General features: G+C 64.7%; 15 protein-coding genes. All 15 read left to right on the forward strand.

The window, feature by feature from the left end; translation table 11 throughout:
- Genes A3AS_RS0124210 through A3AS_RS0124280 form a run of 15 tightly spaced genes read left to right on the forward strand, consistent with a single transcriptional unit; the run spans position 1 to position 16505 of the window.
- Positions 1–1197, forward strand: coding sequence for an NADH-quinone oxidoreductase subunit D (locus A3AS_RS0124210; RefSeq protein WP_018320142.1), 1197 nt, complete (start codon positions 1–3; stop codon positions 1195–1197).
- Entirely contained in the window at positions 1197–2162 is a 966-nt protein-coding gene (locus tag A3AS_RS0124215) for an FkbM family methyltransferase (RefSeq protein ID WP_018320143.1), read from the forward strand. Before A3AS_RS0124210 ends, A3AS_RS0124215 begins: the two co-directional genes overlap by 1 nt.
- A gap of 12 nt (positions 2163–2174) precedes the next feature.
- Positions 2175–2786 (forward strand): NADH-quinone oxidoreductase subunit NuoE, encoded by a 612-nt coding sequence (gene nuoE, locus A3AS_RS0124220; protein WP_018320144.1) that lies wholly within the window; start codon positions 2175–2177, stop codon positions 2784–2786.
- Positions 2786–2992: a hypothetical protein gene (locus tag A3AS_RS0124225; protein ID WP_018320145.1), complete on the forward strand. Its 207-nt coding sequence runs from the start codon at positions 2786–2788 to the stop codon at positions 2990–2992. Before nuoE ends, A3AS_RS0124225 begins: the two co-directional genes overlap by 1 nt.
- 15 nt (positions 2993–3007) lie before the next feature.
- Positions 3008–4333 (forward strand): NADH-quinone oxidoreductase subunit NuoF, encoded by a 1326-nt coding sequence (gene nuoF / locus A3AS_RS0124230; protein ID WP_018320146.1) that lies wholly within the window; start codon positions 3008–3010, stop codon positions 4331–4333.
- A gap of 5 nt (positions 4334–4338) precedes the next feature.
- On the forward strand, positions 4339–6414 hold the full coding sequence (nuoG, locus tag A3AS_RS0124235) for an NADH-quinone oxidoreductase subunit NuoG (RefSeq protein ID WP_018320147.1): 2076 nt from the start codon (positions 4339–4341) through the stop codon (positions 6412–6414).
- Positions 6415–6424: 10 nt separating this feature from the next.
- Positions 6425–7492 carry an NADH-quinone oxidoreductase subunit NuoH gene (gene nuoH / locus A3AS_RS0124240; protein WP_018320148.1) on the forward strand — a complete coding sequence of 356 codons (1068 nt, stop codon included), beginning with the start codon at positions 6425–6427 and terminating at the stop codon, positions 7490–7492.
- An 8-nt stretch (positions 7493–7500) separates the two neighbouring features.
- Positions 7501–7995, forward strand: a complete 495-nt coding sequence (gene nuoI, locus A3AS_RS0124245; protein WP_191093171.1) for an NADH-quinone oxidoreductase subunit NuoI — start codon at positions 7501–7503, stop codon at positions 7993–7995.
- A 9-nt stretch (positions 7996–8004) separates the two neighbouring features.
- On the forward strand, positions 8005–8643 hold the full coding sequence (locus tag A3AS_RS0124250) for an NADH-quinone oxidoreductase subunit J (RefSeq protein ID WP_018320150.1): 639 nt from the start codon (positions 8005–8007) through the stop codon (positions 8641–8643).
- Positions 8640–8948 (forward strand): NADH-quinone oxidoreductase subunit NuoK, encoded by a 309-nt coding sequence (gene nuoK, locus A3AS_RS0124255; protein ID WP_008547737.1) that lies wholly within the window; start codon positions 8640–8642, stop codon positions 8946–8948. The genes A3AS_RS0124250 and nuoK overlap by 4 nt, the downstream gene beginning before the upstream one ends.
- 8 nt (positions 8949–8956) lie before the next feature.
- A complete protein-coding gene (gene nuoL / locus A3AS_RS0124260) occupies positions 8957–11059 on the forward strand; it encodes an NADH-quinone oxidoreductase subunit L (RefSeq protein WP_018320151.1) in 2103 nt (700 codons plus the stop codon).
- Entirely contained in the window at positions 11060–12568 is a 1509-nt protein-coding gene (locus A3AS_RS0124265; RefSeq protein ID WP_018320152.1) for an NADH-quinone oxidoreductase subunit M, read from the forward strand.
- A gap of 22 nt (positions 12569–12590) precedes the next feature.
- A complete protein-coding gene (gene nuoN / locus A3AS_RS0124270) occupies positions 12591–14027 on the forward strand; it encodes an NADH-quinone oxidoreductase subunit NuoN (protein WP_018320153.1) in 1437 nt (478 codons plus the stop codon).
- Between the two features lies 1 nt (position 14028).
- Positions 14029–14835, forward strand: coding sequence for a biotin--[acetyl-CoA-carboxylase] ligase (locus A3AS_RS0124275; RefSeq protein WP_018320154.1), 807 nt, complete (start codon positions 14029–14031; stop codon positions 14833–14835).
- Positions 14835–16505 (forward strand): ribonuclease J, encoded by a 1671-nt coding sequence (locus A3AS_RS0124280; RefSeq protein WP_018320155.1) that lies wholly within the window; start codon positions 14835–14837, stop codon positions 16503–16505. The genes A3AS_RS0124275 and A3AS_RS0124280 overlap by 1 nt, the downstream gene beginning before the upstream one ends.

A 16505-nucleotide genomic window follows, 5' to 3' on the forward strand; every position in this document is an offset into this window, starting at 1 on the left:
ATGAACGAGCAACCCGAAAACCTTCGCAACTTCACCATCAATTTCGGTCCGCAGCATCCGGCCGCGCACGGCGTGTTGCGTCTGGTGCTGGAGCTTGACGGCGAAGTCGTCGCGCGCGTCGATCCGCATATCGGCCTGCTTCACCGTGGCACCGAGAAGCTGATCGAGCAGAAGACCTACCTCCAGGCGATCCCTTACTTCGATCGGCTCGACTACGTCGCGCCGATGAACCAGGAACACGCCTTCTGCATGGCGGCCGAAAAGCTGCTCGGCATCGAGGTGCCGCGCCGCGGCCAGCTGATCCGCGTGCTCTATTGCGAGATCGGCCGCATCCTGTCGCATCTGCTCAACGTCACCACGCAGGCGATGGACGTCGGCGCGCTGACCCCGCCGCTGTGGGGTTTTGAAGAGCGCGAGAAGCTGATGGTGTTCTACGAGCGCGCCTCGGGCAGCCGCATGCATGCGGCTTACTTCCGCGTCGGCGGCGTGCATCAGGATTTGCCGCAGAAGCTGGTCGACGACATCGAGGCCTGGTGCGATCCGTTCCTGAAAGTCGTGGACGATCTCGACCGCCTGCTCACCGCCAACCGCATCTTCAAGCAGCGCAACGTCGACATCGGCGTGGTGCCGCTGAAGGAGGCCTGGGAGTGGGGCTTCTCGGGCGTGATGGTGCGCGGCTCGGGCGCGGCCTGGGACCTGCGCAAGTCGCAGCCCTATGAATGCTATGCCGAGATGGATTTCGACATTCCGATCGGCAAGAACGGCGACTGCTACGACCGTTATCTGATCCGCATGGAAGAGATGCGTCAGTCCATCCGCATCATGAAGCAGTGCATCCAGAAGCTGAACGCGCCCGACGGGAAGGGCCCCGTTGTCGTCGCCGACAACAAGGTCGCGCCGCCGCGCCGTGGCGAGATGAAGCGCTCGATGGAAGCGCTGATCCACCACTTCAAGCTCTACACCGAAGGCGTCCACGTGCCGGCCGGCGAAGTCTACGCCGCGGTCGAGGCGCCCAAGGGCGAGTTCGGCGTCTATCTGATCTCCGACGGCACCAACAAGCCGTACAAGTGCAAGATCCGCGCGCCGGGCTTTGCGCATCTGCAGGCGATGGACCACATCTGCCGCGGCCATCTGCTCGCCGACGTCTCGGCCATCCTCGGTTCGCTCGACATCGTGTTCGGAGAGGTCGATCGGTGATGGGGCAGCAGGCGCCAATCCAGTTTGACCGCGCCTCGGGGGCCCTGGAAGGGGCCAACCTGTGGGAGCGGACGGCTGCCTTGGCGCTGGTGACGGGATCGAAGATCTGCTCGCACTTCTCGCATATGGGCTACATCGCCTGTGCGAATTTGCTGCGGAAGACGCTGCCCGAGCGCAACATCGCGATCAGGCTCAATCCCGACGCCGTGTTCGAGTTCCCTTACGGCGACGGCTATTGGAGCAAGCTGCTCAACCGCTCCTACAACTATGAGGACGAGCTCGAGCTGCTGTTCGCCGATAGCGTCGACGTCGACTACACGTTGCTCGATTGCGGTGCCAATTACGGCTATTGGTCGGTGCTGGTGTCGAGCAAGCCGTTCGGCTCGCACAAGGCGATCGCGATCGAGCCGTCGGGGCAGAACTATCCGAAGCTCGCCAACAACGCCCGGGTCAACGGCAATCGCTTCGAGACCATGAAATGCGCGATCGGCGCCACCCGCGGCACCGCGCGTCTTTCAGGCACCAAGCACGAGGCCTTCAGCATCGCCGGCGATCCCTCCGCGGGCGGTGAGGACGTGCCGGTCATCGCTCTCGATAATCTGATCGAGGACGGCAAAGTCGCAAGGGCCGGCAAATACCTGATCAAGCTCGACGTCGAGGGCGTCGAGATCGAGGCGATCAAGGGCGGCGCGCGTCTGCTCCAGGCCGACAGCGTCATCATGTGCGAGGAGCACGGCAGCGACCGCTCTCATGCAGTGTCGCGCTTCATCCTCGAACAGACCCCGCTGAAGCTGATCGTGTTCGATCCGCGCAGCAACCGGATGGAGACCGTGACCGAGCTGTCGATTCTCGACCGCATCAAGGTCTCGACCCATGTCGGCTACAACGTTTTCGGCACCGCAAGCGCATTTTGGCAGGACAGGATCGAAGCCCTGAATGCGAAAACAGCGCGCCGCATGCAGTGAGAGATTGAAGAGATGTCCGTTCGCCGATTAGCACCGAAGGAAGTCCAGCCCGCGAGCTTTGCGTTCACGGAGGAGAACCTCGCATTCGCCAAGCAGCAGATCGCGAAATATCCGGCGGGACGTCAGGCCTCCGCCGTCATCGCCATCCTCTGGCGGGCCCAGGAGCAGCACGACGGCTGGGTCTCGGAAGCCGCGATCCGCGTCATCGCCGACATGCTCGACATGCCCTACATCCGCGTGCTGGAGGTGGCGACCTTCTACACCATGTTCCAGCTCGCCCCCGTCGGCAAGAAGGCCCATGTCCAGGTTTGCGGCACCACACCGTGCCGGCTGCGGGGCGCCGAGGATCTGATCCACGTCTGCGAGCACCGCATCCATCACGAGCCCTTCCATCTCTCCAAGGACGGCAATTTCAGCTGGGAAGAGGTCGAGTGCCTGGGCGCCTGCGTGAACGCGCCGATGGTGCTGATCGGCAAGGACACCTATGAGGACCTGACCAAGGAAAGCTTCGGCAAGGTGCTCGACGGTTTCGCCTCGGGCAATCCGCCCAAGCCCGGTCCGCAGAACGGCCGCCAGTTCTCGGCGCCGATCACCGGGCCGACCACGCTGAAGGAGAGCACCTGATGGGTGATCTCTCGCAGCCTTCCGTGCAGGAGAGCGGTGCCATGAAAAAGTGGGGCTTCATCGCGTTGCACGCCGCCGTGGCGGCCGCTTTCATTTTCCTGCTGCAGCGCTTCGGCCTGAGCGCGTCGCTGGAATCCTCTCTGCTCTGGGCGCTGACCTTCGCCGTCTGCGCCGCCGGACTTGCCTACAAGCAGACCATTCGTTGATCGGAAAGCACTGATATGCTCGAGGACAAGGACCGCATCTTCAAGAACCTCTACGGCCTCCACGATTGGGGGCTCGAGGGTGCGCGGCGCCGCGGCGCCTGGGATGGCACCAAGAACATCATCGACAAGGGCCGCGACTGGATCATCAACGAGATGAAGGCGTCAGGCCTGCGCGGCCGCGGCGGCGCCGGCTTCCCGACCGGTCTGAAATGGTCGTTCATGCCGAAGGAATCGACCGACGGCCGGCCGAGCTATCTCGTCGTCAACGCCGACGAATCCGAGCCCGGCACCTGCAAGGATCGCGAGATCATGCGGCACGATCCGCATCTCCTGATCGAGGGCTGCCTGATCGCGAGCTGCGCGATGAACGCGCATGCCTGCTACATCTATGTCCGCGGCGAGTTCATCCGCGAGCGCGAGCACCTGCAGGCCGCGATCGACCAGGCCTATGAAGCCAAGCTGGTCGGCAAGGACAACGTCAACGGCTGGCCGTTCGACATCTACGTCGCCCACGGCGCCGGCGCCTATATCTGCGGCGAAGAGACCGCGCTGCTCGAAAGCCTCGAAGGCAAGAAGGGCCAGCCGCGCCTGAAGCCGCCGTTCCCGGCCAATGTCGGCCTGTTCGGCTGTCCGACCACCGTCAACAACGTCGAGTCCATCGCGGTTGCGCCGGACATCCTGCGCCGCGGCGCGGCCTGGTTCGCCGGCATCGGCCGTCCCAACAATGTCGGCACCAAGCTCTTCTGCATCTCCGGCCATGTCGAGCGGCCCTGCAACGTCGAAGAGGCGATGGGCATCCCGTTCCGTGAGCTGATCGACAAGCATTGCGGCGGCATCCGCGGCGGCTGGGACAACCTCAAGGCCGTGATCCCCGGCGGTTCGTCGGTGCGCATGGTGCCGGCCGAGCAGATCATCGACACGCCGATGGATTTCGACAGCCTGAGCAAGCTGCGCTCGGGCCTCGGCACCGCGGCCGTGATCGTGATGGACAAGTCCACCGACCTGATCCGCGCCATTGCCCGCATCTCCTATTTCTACAAGCACGAGAGCTGCGGCCAGTGCACGCCGTGCCGCGAGGGTACGGGCTGGATGTGGCGCGTGCTCACCCGCATGGCCGAAGGCCGCGCCCACAAGCGCGAGATCGACATGCTGCTCGAAGTCACCAAGCAGGTCGAAGGCCACACCATCTGCGCGCTCGGCGATGCCGCGGCATGGCCGATCCAGGGCCTGATCGCGCATTTCCGTCACGAGATCGAAGCGCGCATCGACCAGTATTCGCATAAGGCCGATGTCGACGATATCGGCGTCCGCGATCCCGTGAACATGGTCGCGGCGGAGTAAGAAGAATGACCAAGCTCATCATCGACGGCAAAGAGATCGATGTCCCCGCCGAGTACACGCTGCTTCAGGCGTGCGAGGCGGCCGGCGCCGAGATTCCGCGCTTCTGCTATCACGAGCGGCTGTCGATCGCCGGCAATTGCCGGATGTGCCTCGTCGAGGTGAAGGGCGGCCCGAAGCCGGTCGCGAGCTGCGCCTGGGGCGTGCGCGATTGTCGTCCGGGCCCCAAGGGCGAGCCGCCGGAGATCTCGACGCGTTCGCCGATGGTGAAGAAGGCACGCGAAGGCGTGATGGAGTTCCTTCTGATCAACCATCCGCTGGATTGCCCGATCTGCGACCAGGGCGGCGAGTGCGACCTGCAGGACCAGGCGATGGGCTATGGTGTCGACACCAGCCGCTTCGCCGAGAACAAGCGCGCGGTCGAGGACAAATATCTCGGTGCGCTGGTCAAGACCTCGATGAACCGCTGCATCCAGTGCACGCGCTGCGTCCGCTTCTCGGCGGAAGTCGCAGGCGCCCCCGAGATGGGCGCGACGGGGCGCGGAGAGGACATGGAGATCACGACCTATCTCGAGCACGCGCTGACCTCGGAGCTTCAAGGCAATCTCGTCGACATCTGCCCGGTCGGCGCGCTGACCTCGAAGCCTTATGCGTTTGCGGCGCGTCCCTGGGAGCTCGGCAAGACCCAGTCGATCGACGTGATGGACGGCGTGGGATCTGCGATCCGCGTCGACACCCGCGGCCGCGAAGTCATGCGCGTGCTGCCGCGCATCAATGAGGCCGTGAACGAGGAGTGGATCTCCGACAAGACCCGCCACGTCGTCGACGGCCTGCGCACCCAGCGCCTGGACCGGCCCTACATCCGCGAAGCCGGCAAGCTGCGCGCGGCGAGCTGGACCGAGGCTTTCGCCGCGATCGCCGCCAAGGCATCACGCACCGACGGCAAGCGCATCGGCGCGATCGCCGGCGACCTCGCCGGCGTCGAGGAGATGTTCGCGCTGAAGGATCTTCTCGCCAAATACGGCTCGGGCAATCTGGCGGTGCAGGGCGGCGACGCCTTCGACCCCGCGCTCGGTCGCGGCTCCTACATCTTCAACCCGACGCTGGCGGGTGTGGAGCAGGCGGATGCGCTGCTCATCATCGGCGCGAACCCGCGGAAAGAGGCGGCCGTATTCAACGCCCGCATCCGCAAGCGCTGGCGTGCCGGCGGCTTCAAGGTCGGCGTGATCGGTCCGAAGGTCGATCTGACCTACGACTATGACCATCTCGGCGCGGGCACCGATACGCTCGGTGAGCTCGCGGCCGGCAAGCACTCGTTCATGGACGTGCTGAAGAACGCCAAGAATCCGATCATCCTGGTCGGCGCGGGCGCGGCCTCGCGTCACGACGGCGCCGCCATTCTCGCCGCCGCCGCCAAGCTCGCGCTCGATGTCGGTGCGGTCAAGGACGGCTGGAACGGCTTTGGCGTGCTGCACGAGACCGCTTCGCGCGTCGGCGCGCTCGATATCGGCTTCTCCGCAACCGGCGGGGGCCTGAACGCCGCGCAGATGACGACGTTCGGCACGCTGGACTTGCTGTTCCTGTTAGGGGCCGACGAGATCAACGCGCCCGACGGCACCTTCGTCGTCTATATCGGCACCCATGGTGACCGCGGCGCGCATCGCGCCGACGTGATCCTGCCGGCGGCCGCCTATACCGAGAAGTCCGCGATCTACGTCAACACCGAAGGCCGCGTGCAGATGACGGGCCGCGCCGCGTTCCCGCCGGGCGAAGCCCGCGAGGACTGGGCAATCGTCCGCGCGCTGTCGGAGGCGCTCGGCAAGAAGCTCGGCTATGACTCGCTGGCCGCCTTGCGCCAGGCGATCTTCAAGGCCGTGCCGCACCTGATCCGCCTCGACCAGATCGAGCCCGGCTCGGCCGACCAGATCAAAAAGCTGGCGGGGAAGGGCGGTTCGCCCGAGAAGGCGCCGTTCAAGCCGCTGGTCGAGGACTTCTATTTGACCAACCCAATCGCGCGTGCGTCTGCCGTAATGGCGGAATGCTCGCGCCTCGCCTCCGGGCACATGCTGACCGCAGCGGAGTGAGCGTGATCTGATGGAATTCTTCGAAAGCGCATTCTGGACCGGGTTCCTCTGGCCGCTGATCATCATGGTCGCGCAGAGCGTCCTGGTGCTCGTCGTCCTGCTCGTGGCGATCGCCTACATCCTGCTCGCCGACCGCAAGATCTGGGCGGCGGTGCAGATCCGGCGCGGCCCGAACGTGGTCGGCCCCTGGGGCCTGCTGCAATCCTTCGCCGACCTTCTGAAGTTCGTGCTGAAGGAGCCGATCATTCCGGCCGGCGCCAACAAGGGCGTGTTTCTCCTTGCGCCGCTGGTCTCATGCGTGCTCGCGCTGGCTGCCTGGGCGGTGATCCCGACCAACCTCGGCTGGGTGATCTCCGACATCAATGTCGGCATCCTCTTCATCTTCGCGATCTCGTCGCTGTCGATCTACGGCATCATCATGGCCGGCTGGTCGTCGAACTCGAAATACCCGTTCCTGGCCGCGCTGCGCTCGGCGGCGCAGATGGTGTCTTATGAAGTCTCGATCGGCTTCGTCATCATCACGGTGCTGCTCTGCGCCGGCACGCTGAACCTGTCGGCCGTGGTCGAGGCCCAGCACGTCCGCGGTCTCGCCAGCCTGATCGGACTGCCGCAGCTCACCATCCTGAACTGGTACGTCTGGCCGCTGTTCCCGATGTTCGTGGTGTTCTACGTCTCGGCGCTGGCGGAAACCAACCGTCCGCCGTTCGACCTCGTGGAAGCAGAATCCGAGCTCGTCGCCGGCTTCATGGTCGAGTACGGCTCGACGCCGTATCTGCTGTTCATGCTCGGCGAGTATGTCGCGATCGTCACGATGTGCGCGATGGCGACGATCCTGTTCCTCGGAGGCTGGCTGCCGCCGGTCGACCTGCCGCCTTTCAACTGGGTGCCAGGGATCATCTGGTTCTCGCTCAAAGTCTTCTTCATGTTCTTCCTGTTCGCGATGGCAAAGGCGATCGTGCCGCGCTACCGCTACGATCAATTGATGCGCCTCGGCTGGAAGGTGTTCCTGCCGCTGTCGCTGGCGATGGTGATCGTGGTGGCCGGCGTGCTGCATTTCGCCGGCATCGCGCCGAAGTGAGGGCCGTCATGGGTATCAACGTCAACGCCACTGCACGCTCGCTTCTGCTGTCGGAATTCGTCTCGGCGTTCTTCCTCGCCATGCGCTATTTCTTCCAGCCGAAGCCGACCCTGAACTATCCGTTCGAGAAGGGCCCGATCTCGCCGCGCTTCCGCGGCGAGCATGCGCTGCGCCGCTATCCGAACGGCGAAGAGCGCTGCATCGCCTGCAAGCTGTGCGAAGCCGTCTGCCCGGCACAGGCCATCACCATCGAGGCCGGCCCGCGCCGCAACGACGGCACCCGCCGCACCGTTCGCTACGACATCGACATGGTGAAGTGCATCTATTGCGGCCTCTGCCAGGAGGCCTGCCCGGTCGACGCCATCGTCGAAGGTCCGAACTTCGAGTTCGCGACCGAGACCCGCGAGGAACTGTTCTATGACAAGGCCAAGCTGCTCGCCAACGGCGACCGCTGGGAACGCGAGATCGCGAAAGCGATCGAGCTCGACGCGCCGTACCGGTGAGGTGAGGGCATGATCCTTCCCGCGCTGTTCTTCTATCTCTTCGCCGGCGTCTGTGTCGCCTCGGCCGTGATGGTGATTGTCTCGCGCAATCCCGTGCACTCCGTGCTGTACCTGATCCTGGCCTTCGTCAACGCCTCCGGCCTGTTCGTGCTGATGGGCGCCGAATTCCTGGCGATGATCCTGATCGTCGTCTATGTCGGCGCGGTCGCGGTGCTGTTCCTGTTCGTGATCATGATGCTCGACGTGGACTTCACCGAGCTGCGCGAGGGCTTCATCGAGTACCTGCCGGTCGGCCTGGTGATCGGCGGCATCTTCCTGTTCGAGCTGCTGCTCACCGTCGGCTTCTGGGTTATCAACCCCGGCGTCGCCAAGACGATCACGGCGGCGATCCCGGCCAACGTATCGAACACCGAGGCGCTCGGGCTGGTGCTCTATACGAAGTACATCCACTACTTCCAGCTCTCGGGCATGGTGCTGCTGGTCGCCATGATCGGCGCCATCGTGCTGACGCTGCGGCACAAGGCGAGCGTGAAGCGGCAGGACATCAACGTTCAGAACGCGCGCACGCCCGACATGGCGATGGCGATGCGCAAGGTGGCGCCGGGGCAGGGGCTCCAGGACTCTGACGCGGCGGAGTGGGTGAAATGACGATCGGGCTCGGACACTATCTGGCGGTCGGCGCGATCCTGTTCACGCTGGGCATCCTCGGCATCTTCCTGAACCGCAAGAACATCATCGTCATCTTGATGTCGATCGAGCTGATCCTGCTCTCGGTCAACATCAACCTCGTCGCGTTCTCGACCTTCCTCGGCGACATCGTCGGCCAGGTCTTCGCGCTTCTGGTGCTCACCGTCGCTGCCGCTGAAGCCGCGATCGGTCTCGCCATCCTGGTGGTCTATTTCCGCAACCGCGGCTCGATCGCGGTTGAGGACGTCAATCTGATGAAGGGCTGAGCTCAGTCATGGTTCAGGCAATTGTCTTTCTGCCTCTGCTGGGCGCCATTCTGGCTGGCCTGATCGCGCTGTTCGGCGCGCATGCCCGCAACCCGTCGGGCGACGAGGTCGAGCATCATGGCGACCACGGCCACGCGCACGCGCACGCCCATGCGTCCGATACGATCAACGAGGATGCGTCCGTCATCCACGAGAGCCATCACGACGACGCCCACGATGATCACGGTCACGGTCCGGTCGAGCCGGCGGCGGCAGGGTCGCGCGGTGCCGAGCTGATCACTACCGCGTTGCTGTTCGTCTCGGCCGCGCTGTCCTGGATGACGCTGGTCGATGTCGGCTTCATGCACCACGATATCAGGGTCCAGCTGCTGCCCTGGATCTTCTCGGGCGATCTTCAGGTCTGGTGGACCTTGCGGGTCGACACGCTCACGGCCGTGATGCTGGTGGTGGTGACCACCGTGTCCTCGCTCGTGCACCTCTATTCCATCGGCTATATGGACGAGGATCCGAACCGGCCGCGCTTCTTCGGCTATCTCAGCCTGTTCACCTTCGCCATGCTGATGCTGGTGACGGCGGACAACCTCGTGCAGCTGTTCTTCGGCTGGGAAGGCGTGGGTCTGGCGAGCTATCTGCTGATCGGATTCTGGTACCAGAAGCCGTCGGCCAATGCGGCCGCGATCAAGGCCTTCGTGGTCAACCGCGTCGGCGACTTTGGTTTCGCGCTCGGCATCTTCGCGATCTTCATGCTGACCAGCTCGACCGATTTCGAGACGATCTTCCATGCCGCGCCCGGCCTCACCGGCAAGACCATCAACTTCCTCGGCTGGCACGCCGATGCGCTGACCCTGACCTGCCTGTTGCTGTTCATGGGCGCGATGGGCAAGTCGGCGCAGTTCCTGCTGCACACCTGGTTGCCGGACGCGATGGAGGGCCCGACGCCTGTGTCGGCGCTGATCCACGCCGCGACCATGGTCACCGCCGGCGTCTTCATGGTGGCGCGCCTGTCGCCGCTATTCGAGCTCGCCCCGAATGCGCAGGCCGTCGTGATGTTCTTCGGCGCGACCACAGCGTTCTTCGCCGCGACCATCGGCCTCGTGCAGAACGACATCAAGCGCATCGTCGCTTACTCGACCTGTTCGCAGCTCGGCTACATGTTCGTGGCGATGGGAGCAGGGGCCTATTCGGTCGGCATGTTCCATCTATTCACGCACGCCTTCTTCAAGGCGCTGCTGTTCTTGGGCTCCGGCTCGGTGATCTACGCGATGCACCACGAGCAGGACATCCGCAACATGGGCGGGCTCTGGAAGAAGATCCCCTACACCTATGCGGTGATGGTGGTCGGCACGCTGGCGCTCACCGGATTCCCGCTCACCGCCGGCTACTTCTCCAAGGACGCGATCATCGAGTCCGCCTACGCCTCGCACATTCCGTTTGCGATGTACGGCTTCCTGATGACGGTCGTCGCCGCCGGCCTGACCTCGTTCTACTCCTGGCGCCTGATCTTCAAGACCTTCCATGGCGAGCCGCATGACGAGCATCACTATGAGGCCGCGCATGAGGCTCCGATCTGGATGCTGATCCCGATCGGCGTGCTCGCAGTCGGCTCCATCGTCGCCGGTTTCCCGTTCAAGGAGCTGTTCGCCGGTCACGGCATCGAGGAGTTCTTCCGCGAATCCGTGAAGATGAACCCGCACATCATCGAGGAGATGCACCACATCCCCGAGACCATCGCCTTCCTGCCGACGGTGATGATGGTGCTGGGCTTCCTCGTCTCGTACCTGTTCTACATCCGCCGGCCGTACATCCCTGTGCAGCTCGCTAAAGAGCAGCCGATGCTGTACCAGTTCCTGCTCAACAAATGGTACTTCGACGAGCTCTACGACATCATCTTCGTCCGTCCGGCGAAGTGGATCGGCTATCAGCTCTGGAAGAAGGGCGACGGCTTCATCATCGACGGCCTCGGTCCCGACGGCGTCTCGGCTCGCGTCCTGGACGTCACCCGCAACGTCGTGAAGATCCAGACCGGCTATCTCTATCACTACGCATTCGCCATGCTGATCGGCGCCGCCGGCCTGATCACCTGGTTCATGTTCGGCTTTGGAGGCCAGTAAATGACAACCTGGCCCATCCTATCGGTCACGACGTTCCTGCCGCTGGTCGGCGCGCTGATCGTCTATCTCAGCCGCGGCGATGACGAGGCGGCCAAGCGCAACTCGCGCTGGATCGCGCTCTGGACCACGCTGATCACCTTCGCGGTGTCGGTGATCCTGGTCATGCGGTTCGACCCCAGCAATCCCGACTTCCAGTTCGTCGAGAAGGCGAACTGGCTCGCCACCGGCATCACCTACCACATGGGCGTCGACGGCATCTCGCTGCCGCTGGTGATCCTCACCACCGCCGTGATGCCGTTCTGCATCATCGCGAGCTGGAAGGCGATCACCAACCGCGTCCGCGAATACATGATGGCGTTCCTGATCCTGGAAACGCTGATGGTCGGCACCTTCTCGGCGCTCGATCTCGTGCTGTTCTACCTGTTCTTCGAGGGCGGCCTGATTCCGATGTTCCTGATCATCGGCGTCTGGGGCGGTCCGCGCCGGGTCTACGCATCGTTCAAGTTCTTCCTCTACACGCTGCTCGGCTCGGTCCTGATGCTGCTCGCCATCATGGCGCTGTACTGGAATGGTGGCACCACCGACATTCCGACGCTGATGCACACTGCCGTGCCGAGGTCGCTGCAGACCTGGGCCTGGCTCGCCTTCTTCGCTTCCTTCGCGGTGAAGATGCCGATGTGGCCGGTGCACACCTGGCTCCCCGACGCGCACGTCGAAGCGCCGACCGCGGGCTCGGTGGTCCTCGCCGCGATCCTGCTGAAGATGGGCGGCTACGGCTTCCTGCGCTTCTCGCTGCCGATGTTTCCGCTGGCCTCGCACGACTTCGCGCCGCTGATCTTCACGCTCTCGGCCATCGCCATCATCTACACCTCGCTGGTGGCCCTGATGCAGGAGGACATGAAGAAGCTGATCGCGTACTCCTCGGTCGCGCATATGGGCTTCGTCACCATGGGCATCTTCGCCGGCACCATGCAGGGCGTCGCCGGCGGCATGTTCCAGATGATCTCGCACGGCATCGTCTCCGGGGCGCTGTTCCTCTGCGTCGGCGTCGTCTACGACCGCCTGCACACCCGCGAGATCGCGGCCTATGGCGGCCTCGTCAACCGGATGCCGCTCTACGCGCTGACCTTCATGGTCTTCACCATGGCCAATGTCGGTCTGCCCGGCACATCAGGCTTCGTCGGCGAGTTCATGACGTTGCTCGGCACCTTCAAGGTCTCGATCCCGACCGCGTTCTTCGCCACTTTCGGCGTGATCCTCTCGGCCGGCTACGCGCTGTGGCTCTACCGCAAGGTCGTGTTCGGGGCGCTGGTCAAGCCATCGCTGGCGAGCATGAAGGATCTCACCTTCCGCGAGTGCCTGACGCTGTTCCCGATGATCGCGCTGACGATCCTCTTCGGCGTCTATCCGAAGCCGGTGCTCGACATGTCGGCCGCCTCGGTCCAGCAACTCGTCAACAACTACAACACCGCTGTGACGGCCGTGAAGGCCGCCGCACTGCTCCAGTGATCGGGCAGGTCAGGATATCGCCATGAGCTTTGAGACTGCAGGTTATCAACTGGCGCCGGTGCTGCCCGAGATCGTGCTCGCGATCGGCGCCATGGCTCTGCTGATGCTGGGTGCCTATCGCGGGCAGGGGACGACCGGTGCGGTCACCTCGCTGGCGGTCGTGCTCCTGGTCGTGGTCGGCGTGCTCGAATACATGCTGCCCGCGGGCAAGCAGGTGACCTTCGGCGGCAGCTTCATCGTCGATGACTTCGCCCGCTTCATGAAGATCCTGGCCCTGATCGGCTCGGCGGTGACGCTGGTGCTGTCGACCGAGTTCCTGTCCGACCCCTCGCGCCGCATCTTCGAATACGCCATCCTGGTGCTGCTCTCGACGCTCGGCATGATGGTGCTGATCTCGGCCGGCGACCTGATCTCGCTCTATCTCGGCCTCGAACTGATGTCGCTGGCGCTCTATGTCGTCGCGGCCTCGAACCGCGACAACGCCAAGTCGACCGAAGCCGGCCTGAAGTATTTCGTGCTGGGCGCACTGTCCTCGGGCATGCTGCTGTACGGCGCCTCGCTGATCTACGGCTTCACTGGCACGGTCAGCTTCACCGGCATCGCGGCGGCCGCGACGATCTCGAATGTCGGCCTCGTGTTCGGTCTGGTCTTCCTGCTCGTCGGCCTCTGCTTCAAGGTTTCGGCCGTGCCGTTCCACATGTGGACGCCTGACGTGTACGAGGGGGCGCCGACCCCGGTCACCGCCTTCTTCGCGTCGGCGCCGAAGGTCGCCGCGCTTGCCGTGTTCACCCGCGTCACGCTCACCGCTTTCCCGGGCATCGTCTCGCAGTGGCAGCAGATCCTGGTGTTCGTGGCGATCGCCTCGATGGCGCTCGGCTCCTTCGCCGCGATCGGCCAGAGCAACATCAAGCGCCTGATGGCCTATTCCTCGATCGGCCACATGGGCTTCGCGCTAGTCGGCCTTGCCTCCGGCACCGTCGAAGGCGCGCAGGGCGTGTTGATGTACATCGTGATCTATGTCGCGATGACGCTGGGCTCGTTCTCGATCATCCTCGCCATGCGCCGCAACGGCCAGGCGGTCGAGCAGATCAGCGATTTCGCCGGCCTGTCGCGGACCAATCCGCTGCTCGCCTTCATGTTCGCGATGCTGCTGTTCTCGCTGGCGGGCATTCCGCCGCTCGCCGGCTTCTTCGCCAAATGGTACGTCTTCGTCGCCGCCATCAAGGCGAACCTGTTTACGCTCGCGGTCGTCGGCGTGCTGACCAGCGTGGTCGGCGCCTACTACTACCTCGCCATCGTCAAGACGATGTATTTCGACGAGCCGGCCGGCCAGGTCGATCCGGTGCGCGTCGAGGTGAAGACGGTGCTGGCGGTTTTCGGCCTGTTCAATATCCTGTTCGCGCTGTTCGCAGGTCCCGTGGTGAGCGTCGCCTCCGCCGCGGCAAAGTCGCTGTTCTAGGATGGGTTTCGCGCTCGGTCCTCGCGCATTGTCCGCGGGCTACAGGCTCGCGGCGTTCGAGCGGACCGGCTCGACCAATACCGAGGCGATCGAACGTGCGAGGGCCGGAGAGCGCGGCCCGATGTGGTTCGTCACGTCAGAGCAGACCGCCGGCCGCGGCCGCCGTCAACGCGCCTGGATCGCGCCCCGCGGCAACCTCGCCGCCAGCATCCTCGAAGTCATGGACGTCGCGCCGGCCGTCGCCGCCACCCTCGGCTTTGCCGCCGGGCTAGCCGAGGAGGCCGCGCTGGAGAAGGTCAGCCTCGAGGCCGCAATCCGCCTCGGCCCTGATCGTCCGCGCTACGCCCTGAAATGGCCGAACGACGTCTTGGCCGGGGGCAAGAAGCTCGTCGGCATCGGCCTCGAAGCCGAAGCCATCGGCGACCGCCTGGCCGTCGTCGTCGGCATCGGCACCAATGTCGTTGCAGCGCCCGAGGGCGTGCCGACGCCCGCGGTGTCGTTGGCGGCGCTCGGGGTGCAGATCAGTGCCGAGGAGCTGTTCTCGGCACTATCCGACGCCTGGGTCGAGTTCCGCGGCATCTGGGACAATGGAAGCGGCTTTGCCGAGATCCGCAAGCTGTGGCTGGAGCGCGCCGCCGGCCTCGGCGAGCGGGTCGCAATCCACACGGGGACGATGACGCTGGAAGGCATTTTTGACACCATCGACGACACCGGCTGTCTGATCGTCCGCACCGCGGAGGGCCGCCGGGTACCGGTCGCCGCGGGTGAGGTGTTCTTCGGCTCGGCCGCCTCCGTGGGAGCTGCGTGATGGCCAAGCCCGACGAACTGGTGTTTGCGCCGCTCGGCGGCGTCGGCGAGATCGGCATGAACCTGTCGATCTACGGCCTCGGCAACCGCCAGCAGCGCGCCTGGATGGCGGTCGATCTCGGCGTCTCCTTCGGCGACGAGGAGCATCTGCCGGGCATCGACCTGATCATGCCCGACATCAGCTTCCTGGAGAAGGAGCGCAAGAACTTGATGGGCCTGGTGCTGACCCACGCCCACGAGGACCATTTCGGCGCCATCATCGATCTCTGGCCGAAGCTGAAATGCCCGATCTATGCGACGCAGTTCAGTGCTGCCCTGTTCGAGGCCAAATGCGCCGCCGAGCGCAACGCGCCGAAGATCCCGGTGACGGTGGTGCCGTCCGGGGGCCGCGTCGACGTCGGCCCGTTCAACGTCGAGTTCATCCCCGTCGCGCATTCGATTCCGGAGGCGCATGCGCTGGCGATCCACACCGAAGCCGGCACGGTGCTGCACACCGGCGACTGGAAGATCGACCCGACCCCGACACTTGGCGCGCCTACCGACGAGAAGCGGCTGCGCGAACTCGGTGAGGAGGGCGTGCTCGCCCTCATCGGCGATTCCACCAACGCGGTGCGCGACGGCCGTTCACCCTCGGAAGCCGAGGTCGCCCGCACCATCATCGACCTGGTGAAATCAGCCAAGGGCCGCGTTGCGGTCACGACCTTCGCCTCCAACGTCGCGCGCATCAAGGCCGTCGCTGCTGCTGCCAGGGCCGCCGACCGCGAGGTCGTCGTGGTTGGCCGCGCCATGGAGCGCGTGGTGCAGGTCGCGCGCGAATGCGGCTATCTCGATGGCGTGCAGAATTTCCGCTCGCCCGAGGTTTACGGCCATCTGCCGCAGGACAAGGTGCTGGCGTTGTGCACCGGCAGCCAGGGCGAGCCGCGCGCGGCGCTGGCGCGCATCGCCAATGACGACCATCCCGAGATCACGCTCAACCGCGGCGACAGCGTCATCTTTTCCTCGCGGACCATCCCGGGCAACGAGAAGGCGGTCGGTTCGATCATCAACAACCTCGTGCTGCAGGGCGTCGAGATCATCACCGACCGCGACCATCTGGTCCACGTCTCCGGCCATCCCCGCCGCGACGAATTGCGCGACATGATTGGCTGGGTGAAGCCGCAGCTCCTGATCCCCGTCCACGGCGAGGCGCTGCACCTGAACGAGCACGCCAAGCTCGCGCGCGCCGCCGGCGTGCCGCGCGTGCTGGTGGTCCGCAACGGCGACCTGATCAAGCTCGGCCCGGGCGATCCCGGCATCATTGGCGAAGTGCCTTCCGGCCGCCTCTACAAGGACGGCACGATCCTGGAGGACTCCAAGTCCCGAGCCGTGGTCGAGCGGCGGCGCATGGCGTTTTCCGGCTGTGCCTTCGTCGCCATTGCCATGACCGAGCAGGGCGAGCTGGCCGACGATCCCGAGGTCGATCTGGTCGGCATCCCCGAGAAGAACAGGGCAGGCGAGCCCTTCGACGACCTCGTCTTCGATGCCGTGGTCTCCACCATCGAGGGCCTGCCGAAGGCGCGCCGCCGCGACCCCGACGCATTGGGCGAGTCGGTGCGACGTGCTGTCCGGGCCGTGATCAACGAACATTGGGGCAAAAAGCCCCCCTGTCTGGTACACGTACTGACAGTGTAA

The sequence above is a fragment of the Bradyrhizobium sp. WSM2793 genome (genome assembly GCF_000379585.1).
Classification (GTDB): Bacteria; Pseudomonadota; Alphaproteobacteria; order Rhizobiales; family Xanthobacteraceae; genus Bradyrhizobium.

What these genes read in the sequence shown, in the direction of transcription:
- A3AS_RS0124280 (WP_018320155.1), top strand. Translation starts at nt 14,835, where the DNA reads ATGGCCAAGCCCGACGAACTGGTGTTTGCGCCGCTCGGCGGCGTCGGC.
- A3AS_RS0124225 (WP_018320145.1), top strand. Translation starts at nt 2,786, where the DNA reads ATGGGTGATCTCTCGCAGCCTTCCGTGCAGGAGAGCGGTGCCATGAAA.
- A3AS_RS0124265 (WP_018320152.1), top strand. Translation starts at nt 11,060, where the DNA reads ATGACAACCTGGCCCATCCTATCGGTCACGACGTTCCTGCCGCTGGTC.
- A3AS_RS0124275 (WP_018320154.1), top strand. Translation starts at nt 14,029, where the DNA reads ATGGGTTTCGCGCTCGGTCCTCGCGCATTGTCCGCGGGCTACAGGCTC.
- nuoL (WP_018320151.1), top strand. Translation starts at nt 8,957, where the DNA reads ATGGTTCAGGCAATTGTCTTTCTGCCTCTGCTGGGCGCCATTCTGGCT.
- A3AS_RS0124210 (WP_018320142.1), top strand. Translation starts at nt 1, where the DNA reads ATGAACGAGCAACCCGAAAACCTTCGCAACTTCACCATCAATTTCGGT.
- nuoI (WP_191093171.1), top strand. Translation starts at nt 7,501, where the DNA reads ATGGGTATCAACGTCAACGCCACTGCACGCTCGCTTCTGCTGTCGGAA.
- nuoE (WP_018320144.1), top strand. Translation starts at nt 2,175, where the DNA reads ATGTCCGTTCGCCGATTAGCACCGAAGGAAGTCCAGCCCGCGAGCTTT.
- A3AS_RS0124215 (WP_018320143.1), top strand. Translation starts at nt 1,197, where the DNA reads ATGGGGCAGCAGGCGCCAATCCAGTTTGACCGCGCCTCGGGGGCCCTG.
- nuoF (WP_018320146.1), top strand. Translation starts at nt 3,008, where the DNA reads ATGCTCGAGGACAAGGACCGCATCTTCAAGAACCTCTACGGCCTCCAC.
- nuoH (WP_018320148.1), top strand. Translation starts at nt 6,425, where the DNA reads ATGGAATTCTTCGAAAGCGCATTCTGGACCGGGTTCCTCTGGCCGCTG.
- A3AS_RS0124250 (WP_018320150.1), top strand. Translation starts at nt 8,005, where the DNA reads ATGATCCTTCCCGCGCTGTTCTTCTATCTCTTCGCCGGCGTCTGTGTC.
- nuoG (WP_018320147.1), top strand. Translation starts at nt 4,339, where the DNA reads ATGACCAAGCTCATCATCGACGGCAAAGAGATCGATGTCCCCGCCGAG.
- nuoK (WP_008547737.1), top strand. Translation starts at nt 8,640, where the DNA reads ATGACGATCGGGCTCGGACACTATCTGGCGGTCGGCGCGATCCTGTTC.
- nuoN (WP_018320153.1), top strand. Translation starts at nt 12,591, where the DNA reads ATGAGCTTTGAGACTGCAGGTTATCAACTGGCGCCGGTGCTGCCCGAG.